The organism is Flavobacterium frigoris, assembly GCF_900111075.1.
GTDB lineage: Bacteria > Bacteroidota > Bacteroidia > Flavobacteriales > Flavobacteriaceae > Flavobacterium > Flavobacterium frigoris.
On sequence record NZ_FOFZ01000021.1, the window covers coordinates 24,594 to 37,791 of the forward strand.

General features: G+C 35.6%; 7 protein-coding genes. 1 reads left to right on the forward strand and 6 read right to left on the reverse strand.

Annotated features, from left to right (window positions below; translation table 11 throughout):
• Positions 1-107 precede the first annotated feature (107 nt).
• From BMW63_RS16975 to BMW63_RS17000, 6 genes are all read right to left on the reverse strand, one after another.
• Positions 108-614, reverse strand: coding sequence for a GNAT family N-acetyltransferase (locus BMW63_RS16975; RefSeq protein ID WP_074724653.1), 507 nt, complete (start codon positions 612-614; stop codon positions 108-110).
• Between the two features lie 298 nt (positions 615-912).
• Positions 913-2,340, reverse strand: coding sequence for an L-serine ammonia-lyase (locus BMW63_RS16980; protein WP_074724654.1), 1,428 nt, complete (start codon positions 2,338-2,340; stop codon positions 913-915).
• A 229-nt stretch (positions 2,341-2,569) separates the two neighbouring features.
• Positions 2,570-4,858 carry a translocation and assembly module lipoprotein TamL gene (gene tamL / locus BMW63_RS16985; protein ID WP_074724655.1) on the reverse strand — a complete coding sequence of 763 codons (2,289 nt, stop codon included), beginning with the start codon at positions 4,856-4,858 and terminating at the stop codon, positions 2,570-2,572.
• 22 nt (positions 4,859-4,880) lie between these two features.
• Positions 4,881-9,845, reverse strand: coding sequence for a translocation/assembly module TamB domain-containing protein (locus BMW63_RS16990; RefSeq protein ID WP_074724656.1), 4,965 nt, complete (start codon positions 9,843-9,845; stop codon positions 4,881-4,883).
• Between the two features lie 215 nt (positions 9,846-10,060).
• Complete coding sequence (locus BMW63_RS16995; RefSeq protein ID WP_074724657.1) at positions 10,061-11,743, reverse strand: Na/Pi cotransporter family protein; 1,683 nt, start codon at positions 11,741-11,743, stop codon at positions 10,061-10,063.
• 172 nt (positions 11,744-11,915) lie between these two features.
• Complete coding sequence (locus BMW63_RS17000) at positions 11,916-12,290, reverse strand: group I truncated hemoglobin (protein ID WP_074724658.1); 375 nt, start codon at positions 12,288-12,290, stop codon at positions 11,916-11,918.
• Between the two features lie 290 nt (positions 12,291-12,580).
• Between BMW63_RS17000 and BMW63_RS17005 the strand changes: the two genes are divergently transcribed.
• On the forward strand, positions 12,581-12,844 hold the full coding sequence (locus BMW63_RS17005; protein WP_074724659.1) for a GlsB/YeaQ/YmgE family stress response membrane protein: 264 nt from the start codon (positions 12,581-12,583) through the stop codon (positions 12,842-12,844).
• Positions 12,845-13,198: the final 354 nt, after the last annotated feature.

Genomic DNA, 13,198 nt, shown 5'->3' on the forward strand with positions numbered 1-13,198 from the left:
CTAATCATTACTTAAAAAAATAAGATTATTAAGTATCTATAGAAATAGTGCTTACGATTTCCATGTAAAAATGCTCTTTAGTGAGCTGTGCCTGTTACAGTTGTGAATTATTTTATTTGTAGTTTCCAGTTGAATAATGTTTCCGTTTCTCCAATTTTAAGAAAATTATTTTTCAATAAGATTGTAAATGAACCAATATTTTCTTTTTCAGTAGAAGCAAGTATTGAAAATATTTTGGGTTGAGATTTTGCCCAATTTATTATTCCTCCAACGGCTTCTGTCATAAATCCTTTTTTTTGAAATTCGGTATAAGTACCATATCCAATTTCAATTTCCCCCTCTGAATTAGGTTCTCCAAAGAAACAAATGTCACCAACCATTTTGTTTGCCTGCTTTGAAATTACTGTCCAAAGTGTTGAGTATAAATAGTCTTTGGTTGTATCTGCTACGTTCGGTAAAATTGTTTTTTCTAAAGCTTCTTTAAGTTCAGCGGAAATTGTCCTCGATGTCTCATTTAGATTTAATTCATTTTCCAAAGAGTTGTCTGCCTTGCTATATTTTATGAGTTGGTCGCAGGTTAGGGGTGTTAAAATAAGTCGTTCGGTTTCCATCATTTTGGGTTGTCAATTTATACATGGGTGATCTTTACAATAAGCACTAAAGTGAGTGTAGGTCTTAGTTGGTTTATTTCTATTGTGTCGTACTATTTCTTGTGGTTGTCATGAAATAGTATCGATTAAGTTTTATTTTTTGCGTAAAAGAAAGCAGCAAAATCTTTCGCTTAACAAGAACATAGCTTTTGGCCATAGTTTTTGTTAAGCGGGAGATGCCCTTATGATTAAAGATATCGGAACAACTGAACAATAACAGGAATAATTAAACAAATTGCGAGATACTGAAACAAGTTTCGTCTTAGCAATCAGACATATTTACCGCTACGGCGAGTCCACCTTCAGAAGTTTCTTTGTATTTGTTGTTCATATCCTTAGCCGTTTGCCACATCGTATCAACTACTTTGTCTAAAGGGACTTTGGCGTGTTTAGGATCAGTTTCCAAGGCTAGTTCTGCAGCATGGATGGCTTTTATAGCGCCCATAGTATTGCGCTCGATACAAGGAATTTGTACCAATCCGCCAATAGGGTCACAGGTTAATCCTAGGTGATGTTCCATGGCAATCTCCGCAGCCATTAAAACCTGTTCTGGGGTTCCGCCCATCAGCTCGCATAGTGCTGCTGCAGCCATCGAGGAGGAAACGCCTATCTCTGCCTGACAACCACCCATCGCTGCTGATATCGTTGATCCTTTCTTGAAAATACTACCTATTTCACCAGCAACCAGCAGGAATTGTTTGATTTCTTTTTCACCAGCTTGATGGTTTTCAATCACCAAATAATACATTAATACGGACGGAATTACTCCGGCGCTGCCGTTCGTAGGCGCGGTTACAATTCGTCCTAAAGCGGCATTGACTTCATTTACCGCCAAGGCAAAACAGCTCACCCATTTCAGGATTTGGCGAAATTTCACTTCGGTCAGTCTGATTTGTTCTAACCAGCTTTGTGGGTCGCTGTAATTTGATAATCCAATTAAATTTTGATGCATGTCAAAAGCCCTACGACGAACATTTAAACCACCCGGAAGGATTCCCTCTGTATGGCAACCAATGTACATGCACTCTAGCATGGTGTTCCAGATGCGCATCAACTCGTGGTCAATTACTTCTGGGGTACGCATGGATTTTTCGTTTTCATAAACGATTTCAGATATCTTCTTGTTTTCGGCTTTACAGTACGCTAAGACGTCGACTGCTTTATCTATAGGGAAGGGAAAAGCGCATTTTATTTCGATTTTCTTCTTAGCGTTCATTCGTTCTTCTTTGACTACAAATCCACCACCGATAGAGTAGAAGGTAGCGATATGTTTTTTTCCATTAGCTAGAAAAGCGGTAAATCTCATTCCGTTAGAATGAAAAGGAAGGAACTTTTTATTGAAAACGATATCTTCTGAAAAGGAGAATGGAACTAGAAACTCATTTCCTAAATGGATTTGGTTTTCCTCTTTGATAGTCTTGATAATTCCATCTATACTTTCTACCGGAATGTACTCAGGATCCTGACCGCTTAAGCCTAACATTACAGCTAAATCAGTGGCATGACCTATTCCGGTTAAGGATAGAGAGCCATATAAATCTGTTTTTACTCTTACAACAGACTCAATTATATTTTTCTTTCTCAATTCTTTAAGAAAGCGTTCTCCAGCACGCCAAGGACCTAATGTGTGTGAACTAGATGGGCCAACACCAATTTTTAGCATGTCAAAGACAGAGATACATTCTTCCATAAATAGAGTCGTTTATGCCACAAATATAACCGAAATTAGCAATGATTTATCCTAAAAGTGGACTAATGTTAGTTATATGATAGAATTTGGTATTGAATTTTAATAATTATGTAATTAAAAGTAAGGTTGCCATTGTTATATAAATTATAATTCCCTTATACCCAGTGATTCTCTGGTTCGAATTCATAACAGGAGTAGGCAGTCAAATTGAAATAATTTTAATAAAGTACTAAAACGGATAGCCAATGGCGAGATTAAAAACCAGATTTTCTTTTCGCCAGCTGCTGTTTCCAAAGCTTACTTGATCCAGTACCCAACGGTCTCCTTCCGGCAAATACGGTTTGCGGATAGGGAAAGCGAGGTCTGTTCTTAGCACCAGAAAAGAAAAGTCAAATCGCAATCCAGCACCCACACCCACGGCAATTTCTTTTAAGAAGTCTTTAGAAAATTGGGCTCCAGGTTTTTCAGGATTGTCCTTGAGCAACCAGATGTTTCCGGCATCGACAAATAAGGCGCCTTTTACGATATCATAAATCTTCGCTCGGTATTCTGTATTGAATTCTAGTTTTAAATCTCCAGATTGATCGGCGAGAAACGTATTGATAGTTGTATTTCCATTAAAACTTCCTGGACCTATGGATCGTGCCCTAAACGCTCTAATACTGTTAGTTCCCCCGTTGAAAAATTGTTTTATAAAAGGCATTTCATTCGAATTTCCATAGGCAAATCCTGCACCAGCAATAATTCTGCTGGCTAATTGCTTGTCGCCACCCAATTTTAAATAATGTCTAAACTCGCTTTCTACTTTTACAAATTGACTGAACGGCACACTAAATACTTTTACAGGATCTCCTTTTTTCAAGTTGGCTCCAGTTGCTAATCCAGTTATATTTCCAGCTAAATCTAATCCAGCTTTATAATAAAAGGTGTTTTTCCTTCTTTTATCCATAGTGTTGGTGTACGTGTAAGAGTAGGTAGGGCCAAAAATCAATTGCTTTTCGATTACTTTTCCAAGTGAGGCATTAGCATCTATTTGCTCTTGGTACAAAGGCGTCACGTTTTGCGGACTGGCATAGGTGATTTCAGTGATGTTAAACTGATGTTCTTTGCGTTCATTCTCTTTCCATAAATAGCCAAACGACCCTTTGAATGTTTGTAGCGAATACAGTTTGGTTCTGTTTTGGAATTCATATCCCAAAGTCGCTTTGGTCTTAGGGACAAAACCGCTAGAGGACACAAAATGGAATGGAGCTATAATTCTGGGCCAAATTAAATTAGCCTCTGTACCAAAACGGTATACATTAAAACCGTTATTTACACCTGAGACTTGTACTTCTAGTCCGCCAAATGCAGAGATAGTTAGCAATTCGGCGCCTTTGAAGACGTTTCTATTGCTCCAGTTTAGATTAAGTTCTGTACCTGTATAATTAGCCGAATTGGTTTTGGCCAATACTTCCACACGAATCGATTTTTTAGGCAGTGGCGTGAGGTAGTAATAGGCATCGAGATAATTGCCTATGGTATCAGCGACTTTAAATTCATTTTTCACAAACTTAAACGTGCCCAAATTGACTAATCGGTTTAGGGATAAATTATGATTGGTGCGGTTGTAAAAATCGTCCTTTTTGAAATATAAGGTGCGATCAAAAATTCTAGGTTTAAACAAATTCTCATTATCTATAATCGTGATGTCGTTGTGTTTTACCGCGGTATTTGGATTAGCAACCAGACTATCTGCATTAATGGAATAATTGGGGTAAACGATGATATCGTTGATTCTGTACTGCGTTTGCGCTAATTCTGGGGTTTCCTGTTTTACCTTGACAATTAAATCAACCTGATGGTCTGCAACCGTGCTATCAACCTGAACTTTAAGATAGTCAGCGTTGAAATAGTAGAATCCCTTTTCTTTAAGCCTCGCATCGATGCGCAGTCGTTCTTCTTTAATGGTGGTAAGACTGTAGCCATTATCTTTTTTTAGTAACGTCCTGTCCTTAGTATCTAGTACCGCAGTGGAAAGTATTGCGGAATCCTGAGGGAATTTAATTTCTCTAATACGGTATTGTCTTTTGGGGTTTACGGTATATTCGGCCTTCACTTTTTTACCATTACGTGTAGAGTCAGCTGTTGATCTGGTGTTGAAGTAACCGTTGTTTTCTGCATTGTTTTGTAAAACTAATTTGTTGTATTCCAGATCTACTTTACTATAATAGACTGGAGCTTCTCCAACTTTAGTTTTTAGCCAATAGCGAAATCCTTTTTGCTTTTTTGGAGTACCAGCAATTTTATAAATAAATAATTTGGGTCTAAAGCCCAAAAAAGAAGAGTTAGGTTTGGGTCTGACAATCGCTTGAAATTCTGCTTTCAATGCTTTGCGTTCTTTTTTTGGGGTTGCATCGCCTTCCACTTTTATTTTGGCACCCGTGTACAAAAATTCGCCTTCAGGTAAATTTCTTGTACCGCTGCAGCTCACTGCAAACAATATAAAAAGAAGATAGAGTATGGAATTCTTATTCATCAGACTGCTGTTTGGAAAGTTCTTATTTGACTTTATTTTTCTTTCTTTCTGTATTTACTTTTTTAAATAACTCTTTAAATTCATTATAATCTAAAGTAATTACAAAAGCAATTCCAGTTTCAACCACCTGGCCTTGAAGTGCTACCTGGTATTTATTGATGCGATACGCTTTTAATTTATATCTTCCGTCTTTAGAGAGTTGATATTCTATCGTAACATCACCTGCAATGGTATTGGCATCCTGATTTTGTTGTTGTGGTCCTTCTAGGCCAAAGCTGCTTCCTATAGTAACTTTCAGGCGATCATTTAGCAGTTTTTTAGAAATCCCAACATTTAAATCGGTTTTATTTTCCAGTTGTCCCGTGGTATAATCTTGTGAGGAAGCTAAATCAAAATTCAGTTCGACACCGCTTATTAAATCACCAGCTAGGTTATTTAATTGTTGTGACAGGATTTTACTAGCACTTTCTCTGGCGAGAGACGAAACGGTAGTTCCTCCGGATTCGCTGGCAAATGGATTTTCACCTATAAAACGGTTCAGTAGGAGTAGAGCAAACACTTGTTTGTTCAACTCATCTGGTTGCTGACGTAATTGGGTTAGTTTAGATTGGGTTGTATTGATAATTTCTGTAGAAACACTATTGTTTCCTTCTGGTAGGATAATATCAAAAGATATAGTAGGCTTCATCAGTTCGCCTTTCATTTTCAATTCGGTTTCAAAAGGAATTTTTTGCTTGTATGTGTTTCTCACATAAGCCGTAACATTGATTAATTGGTCGCCCACAAGATCAATCGGTGCAGCTTCATTTTTATAAACTGCTGTGATATTTATATCAGCTGCCGTTGGTTCCCCAGTCCATAGAATATAACTACCGCTTTTAATGTTAAACTTGCGTTTAATCAAATTAAAATTCATTTCATAGGATCCTTCTTTCAACTCATACCTTCCAGTTAAAGTTGTTTTTCCGGATGGATCAATACCACCGGTTAATTGGGCTTCGCCTTTTAATTGGAGAAAGTCGCCATTGGCTTTGTCGATGACAATTGATAATTCAGCGTCCTTATCCACTTCGATATTTACAGAGGCATTGATGCCTGTAATTTCAAGATTACTTAATGCTTCATCGGCTCTTAACGTCTTATGGATCATCGGTGGGTTATCTTGGTCTATAAATTCAACAATACCTTCTCTATCTGCAATCGAAGGATCAGACTGTGGCATAACAATCGTGAACTTAGTGTCTTTGTTCACTTTGATATTCCCGTCCACAACAGGATTGTTGAATGTACCGCCAATTCTCAAATGATTGTCTAAATACAATTCGCCATAATACAAATCATTGTCTTTTTCCTGAGAATTGATGGCTTTAAAATTCACGGCATCTAGCGTTAAATCATAGCCGATGTTGCTGATGTTTTGAGTATTGACTTTTCCGTTGATATCTAAATCATTGTTTTTTTCATCTTTTATGATAAAATGATTGAAAACGATGGTATTACCGGTAAAGGCAATTTTATCGTTGAGGGATTTAAAGGTAGAATTGAGTGGGGTTACCTTAAACCCTATGTCATTAAAAAGCAAATCACCAACTACTTTTGGCTGCTCTACATTTCCTGAAATTTTAAATTTTCCGGTAAAAAAACCAGTACTTTCTTTTACGTTATCTAATGTGAAACCCTGGATGCTTTTGAGATTTAATCTCGAAATATCCAAATTCATATTCAGATTTCCATCAGCTGTTTTGTAGGTTCCGTTTAAATCAACAAGATTGTCCTGTCCGGTTAAGGAAACTCTGGTATTGTAAGTATTAGCTACGTTATTGTCAACATGTACGGTAATGGTACCCACAGTGTCTTTCTTGAATGAAAAATGATCCACAATCAAATCAGAAGTGAAAAGAGGGGATTGATTCAAGTTTTTAACTACTGCATTACCATTGATGTTTCCGCTTATTTCCATGTCTCCCTTTACGGCAATATTGCTGATGGTCTCAATTTTAAAGTCTTTGAAGTCAATTGCCAAAGGTGCATTTGCTTGTTCAGACTGTGACTGGATTTTAATGCTACTTTCTGCGTTGCTTAATTCAAAGTTATTGACATTAATTCCTTTTTTTCCAAAACGAACTAGGTTATCCGCATCCACTTTCCAAGATTCATAATTTAGTAGTAGATTTTTCGGGTCAAACCAAAGTTCATTATTTCCCGCTGACCCTTTTAGCTTTCCAGAAATTAGGTATCTTTCTTTGTCTTTTAAATCTTTTAATTGCAAGGTATAATCGGCCGTATTGTCTTGCACTTTTCCAGAAATAGAAGTGTAAGGCAATTGGAATTGGCTGTTTTGAATGTCATCTACCACAAGAGTATATACTAAAGCATTGTCTTTTGTGTCTATTTTTAAAACTCCATTTGTTATTGTATTGCCGCCATAGACTAATTTAGGAATTGCACCATTCAATATGATGGAATCATTGACCGTATTGTATATTCCGGTTATGGAAATAGGTTCAAGACTCTTTAGTTCAGGAATTAATTTTACTAAAATAGGACTGTCTGCAATTCCAATTTTAAATTTTAATTGTTGTTTTTCAGCAGCACTTGCTTTTCGAGATGGAGTAGGATTGTAATAATTTGCTACTGAATTTGATAGTGCATCTGCGATTGTTGTCAGCTTGTATTTTCCTTCTATTTCAGCATTTAAAAATTGAGACTTAAACGACAGCATATTTTTGTCTGCTCCAGAAGTAACAATCATAGTTATGGAATCCATTACAAACTGCTCTTTTTCATCGGCAATAGTAAGATTGACAATATTAAATTTCCCATTAAGATAATCAAGATCAACAGCCTGAATATCTGCATCTAGTACTCCTCGTATCTTCATAGGTCCTGCATGTAGATTCAGTTTTTCAAGATCGGCAACATCGACATTTAACTTTATTTTCCCGCTAGGGTATTTGTCTTTAAAACTCCCGCTGCTTACTAAGTCAAACGTTAAATTAGGATCGTTACTAGTAGCAGTGGCTTGGAACAGACTCTTGTTGATTGTTCCTGTAAGGTCGAGGTTGCTATAATTGTATTTATTATAATTAATTTTTCCTATGGTTCCTTTTAAATTGGCATCAGCTGTTTTTGCATCTAATCCAGTTCCTTTTATAGTTGCACTCCCACTTATTTTTCCTATCGAATTATTCTTAATTAGTTTTCCGAGATCGAAATTTTTGAGGGTTGCTTTAACATCGTATTTTTCTTTGTTCTTTATTCGTTGATCAAATAGAGCATTGATTTTGGCAGGACCAAAACTACTTCCTAAAACCAAATCAGTAGCGAAGTTATTTATAGTTCCTTTAAAAGTTCCCTTGGCAGTAAATGCTGCAGGTAAACTAATCGAATTTGGAATCGTTTCTTTTGGTAGGAAGACATTAAAATCGGTTGCGGTCGATGCAAATTCTTTTATGTCCAAATCAAAATACGCTTTTTGGGTGTTTGGTAAACCGGTGATGGTTCCGCTACCCACAATTTTTGTATTGCCTATGCCGCTGATTTCTAAACTCGGAATTTCAATCGCTCCTAACTTACCAAACACTTTGCTATTTATCTGAAGTATAGCATTTGGATTATCCTTAAAAGGCACGGTATTAGCTAAATTCGGAACAAAAAGCAAAATGTCTTTAAATCCTACGCTACTTTTTTTCAAAGTGGCATTAATGCTTAATTCTTCTAAATTATCACTAATGGATGCAATAGAGGGATAACCGATAAGGATTTCGTCTTTTATTAAAGTCTGTGGTGTTTTTAAGTATAAGTTTTTGAGAAAAGAATTCGTTTTTCCATAGAAAAAATCTGCTTTAAAGGATAGAACGTCGAGACCACTGTGTTCTTTTGCTTTAAAAGCACTTATTTTTCCGGAGGTACTTACAGAACTGTAATGGATGTCTTGAGCGTTAAAACTTAGCGATTGTAATTTTAAATGGTTGTGATCAAATCCTTTTGTTATCGGAGCAATATTGTTATTGTCATAGTTAAAATCAACCCTTTTGATATTGGATTCTCTGACTTTAAAATCCCAGTCCCTGCTCGCAGTTAAGGCTGATTCTTTTTTTTCCGTTTTTTTTTCTGATTTACCAAAGGCTACTTTTCCGTTTGCATCCGATAAATTAAGGACATCAATCAGGAAAAAATGGTTGTAAAAGTCGGTTTTGTCAAATTTAGCTAGTCCCTTTTTTAATGAAATAGTAGCGCTTAATTTATTGACTTCGTCCTGATAATCCAACGCTATTTTAGAAAGGTCGATTTCACCCAACAGAAGTTTATAAGTACTTTGTGGAGTATTGTCCTCCTGAGTTTTAATCTGTGTAATGCCTTGTTTAAATTTAAGGTTCAAACCTTTTATTTTAATCTTGGGTACTTCGAAATCTAAGGCATCTAAATCAAAAGTTTTTATTCGGGTTTCCAGATGGTTCAGTTTGATATACAGATCATTTTTGGAAAATGAATCGGTATATCTCAGATTTATCGTATCCAGATTGATATTTTCAATTGAAAACGTCATTGGGGCCGTGTCTGGCTTTTGATTATCAGGGGACGCAAAAGCTTTTATGATGTAATCAAAATTGAATACGGAGGTGGAATCTCTGTTGATATTTGCCGTAATTCCCTGAAAATCGATGGAATTGATTTCTATTTTATTATTGATCAATTGAAACATACTAATGTCAACGGCTAGTTTATTAGCACCTAACAGGGTATCTTTTTTTAGGTCTTCAAAGTATACACCTTCTAGGATTATTTTCTTTGGAAACCCAATGTCAATTTTAGCTATGACAACCTTAGTTTTGATTTTATTTTGAATATATACTACTGCCTTATCCTTTGCGTAATTCTGTACGTAAGGGATTTGGATAAGCAGTAAAAGCAGCAAGAATAATACGATGATTGTTCCTACTGTCCACTGGAAAATTTTCAAACCTTTTTTAAAATATTCTTTCAAATGGTACTGTTTTTATTATCAAAAAACGCAATAAATGCTAAACTCAAAATTGAATTAATTACAAAGATGAAAATTTATATCCGCACTATTTAATAAAAAAGTAAGTTTATATTATAAAATTATTGGATTTTTATAATAGGAAACAGAATTTTCCTTTTGTACGTTTTTTGCTATAGTCGCAAATTGCAGTAAGGTTAGCATACTAAGTTCCTTTTCTACGTTTTATAGACTGGAACTTCATTAAATTCCTGAGCTTGTTTTTCTTTCAATAAAAAATCTTTTACGGCCATCAGCATCGCTTTGTTAGACGTAAATAGCTCCCTGTTAAAATTAATAACCGTAGTAATATCAATTTTTTCTAAAGGGGCATTTTGTACCTCTGAATAGAAGTTGTTAAGTGCCGAAGTATAGTTGGCTTCTATCGAATTAAAAACATCCTGCAGGTTTTCAAAACTGGCAGGTGTTTCTTTGGTCATAAGCGCATTAAACTGCTGGTATAGTGCTTCCGTTTCCTGTCTGTGATGGATGAAAAAATTGTACTTAATGTCTTTTGATGAATGCCGGAGATTCGCAATATTAGTGCCTATATCCTTGACACTTTTTACCGAGTGTATGGAACTGCGTACAGCAGAAATGAACTGGTTGAGATTAGAGTGTTGCTCTGATTCTAATTTTGGCCTTAACTCTATATAAAAAACCTGAAGTTCGCCCTGCAACTGCTTTAGAAAATCATATTTTTCTTCAATTGTTTTAATAAAAAATTTCTTTTCCTTATTGATGTTTTCATAGTCGGAACTATCACTGATATAGTGCGTATTAATTTTAAATAACTCTAAATTGAACAGCATGGAATTGTGTATGAAATATTCGGCTTCCCTTTTAAATAAGTCTAGGGCAGTTAATGGTTCTGCTGTGTTAGCATGTCCAATATAAGCGGTTACTGATTCATCAGAGTCTTTGAAAAAACGTTCCAGAAAATGGGTGAATTTATCTAATAGCGGTAAGAAGATGATAATTGAAAACAGGTTGATAATTGTGGAGAAAAGAACCAAAGCAATGAGGGGATCCTTGATACGAAATAGCTCAGTAATCAGGAATAGTATGGGGCTTAAAAAAAGATAAGCAAATAGGGTGACAAAAACATTGAAAAGAAGATTCCCGAGGACGATTCGCTTTTTTGAAGCGCTACCATCGATAGCACCAAGCATTATTTTAATAGTGGTTCCGGTTTGAGAACCTAATATTATGGCAGCAGCCATGGGCAGACTAACAGCCCCAACATGAAGGGCACTAAGTGTAAGAGCCATTGTTACCGAACTGGATTGAACTAATACGGTAATAATAAAACCAATTAATAAAAAAACTGCCAATGACATAGACGCATATTGCGAAAAATCAAAAACTTTTACCTGAGCTTCCATGGATGTTTTCATAAAGGATAGACCAATAAATAACAAACCAAATCCGAAAAGAAAATAGGAAATATAGCGATAGGTTTTTCGACTCCCGAACAAGATAAGAAGAACGCCTCCCGCACAAACCGCAGGATAAGAAACTACTTCTATGTCCATTTTAAATCCAAGTGTAGCGACCACCCAACTGTCAAGTGTTGTTCCCAGATTAGCACCTAGAATGATAGCCATTGCATTCCTCATGGTAAATACACCAGCACCCACAAAAGCTAGTACCATAAAGGAAACCATGGAGCTACTCTGAAGAACACCCGTTACGATTGCGCCACCAGTTACCGCGCCAATCTTGTTCTTGGTAATGCGTTGTAAAAAGAGTTTGAAACTCCTTCCAGAAAGATTTTTTAAAGACTCCTCCAGTAAATACATGGCAAATAGAAATAAGCCTATACCTGCACTGAGTTTAAGAATATGATAGAATGTATCCATAGCATAAAATATACTTAAAGGTAAGTTAAAATTCTTCGATATGAAAACAACACAATAACTCACAATTACAACTAATAATTGGCGGTAATAATTTTAAGATGCCTGCCCCTGTTAAAACAAACGCTGTTCAAACGCGTTTTTTATAACAAAAGAGAATTATTGAAAACTAACTCTATAAAGAAACTACCATACTTTTTAAAGACCATAGAATGGCAAGAACATCTTTTTTAGATTCTTCATCAATATGATTATTTTCCAAAACTCCTAATATATCGTCAATGCCGTGCGCAAATTCTCCTCGACTTATATTCATTCCAGTATGTGTAGCGACCATATCTTTTCCAGAGTAGGTTTCCGGACCACCACTACCAGCACTGAAAAATTTAACCGTATGTTTTTTAATTGAGGCTAAATGTTCCGGTTGTTCTTTAAGCGGAAGAAACCGTGCGTTTATAGCGGGATTGTTCATGTGTGCTTGAACCACTTCATTCACAATTTGATTAATTCCTATAGAGCCTCCTAAACGATCATAAAGTAGTTTAGTCATAATATTGATAATTAAGATTAAACGAATAAAAAGCAGTATTACAAATTAAATACTAGTACAGCGGTAGGAAGCAGAAAAACAGTTTATGGGAGTAGTTTATTGTATGTTACTACTTTACGATTCTTTTTTAAAGAGCCCTAGTGATATCGCACTTTTATTATTTGTAATCATTTGTTTTTCAGGTTTTTATATATTTACTAACTTAAATTTTAAAAATCAAACCCTTTTTTAAGTAACTTTAGCGCTACGTAGAACTAGAGTAATTGTTTAATATTTTAAATTATTTGAATATGTCAGGAGAAAGTCTTTTAGTGTGGTTACTTTTAGGAGTAGTAGCAGGATGGTTAGCCGGTCTAGTTATTAGCGGTGGTGGTTTCGGTATTATCGGCAACATAATTGTTGGTATTATCGGTAGTTTTTTAGGCGGTTGGCTTGGAGCAAAACTAGGAATTTCCGGCGCCGTGGTGGGAGGTTTTAGTGTAGCAAGTGTAGTTACAGCTGTTTTAGGAGCGGTCGTCCTACTATTTGTCGTTAGTTTAATAAGAAGGGTCTAGGAAGTTAAATAACCACTTTAAAAATCACGAAGTCAATAGTTTTCTATTGACTTTTTTTATGCTGAATTTTAAATTTATTGATTCCAATACGTGACAATGATAAATAAAATTATCGCAAAAATTCCAACTTAAGGAACTGATGAAAAAATTGTAAGCTAATTTTTCAAGTCGGATTTCTTTCTTCAAATTTTGTATTCGTATCGAAAAAAAAGACAAAAGTGCTGAAATGGTTAATAATAAGGCGACAATAGAGGTGAATGGATCAAGACATATTGTTGTGGGGAAATATTAAAATCTAGATCTTTGTGTTTCCAAATTATACCAAATGCAAGATTGTTATAGCGAACTAATCAA

Excerpts from the sequence above, each read along its gene's own strand:
- BMW63_RS16975 (WP_074724653.1), bottom strand. The coding sequence starts at position 614 with ATGATGGAAACCGAACGACTTATTTTAACACCCCTAACCTGCGACCAA.
- BMW63_RS16980 (WP_074724654.1), bottom strand. The coding sequence starts at position 2,340 with ATGGAAGAATGTATCTCTGTCTTTGACATGCTAAAAATTGGTGTTGGC.
- tamL (WP_074724655.1), bottom strand. The coding sequence starts at position 4,858 with ATGAATAAGAATTCCATACTCTATCTTCTTTTTATATTGTTTGCAGTG.
- BMW63_RS16995 (WP_074724657.1), bottom strand. The coding sequence starts at position 11,743 with ATGGATACATTCTATCATATTCTTAAACTCAGTGCAGGTATAGGCTTA.
- BMW63_RS17000 (WP_074724658.1), bottom strand. The coding sequence starts at position 12,290 with ATGACTAAACTACTTTATGATCGTTTAGGAGGCTCTATAGGAATTAAT.
- BMW63_RS17005 (WP_074724659.1), top strand. The coding sequence starts at position 12,581 with ATGTCAGGAGAAAGTCTTTTAGTGTGGTTACTTTTAGGAGTAGTAGCA.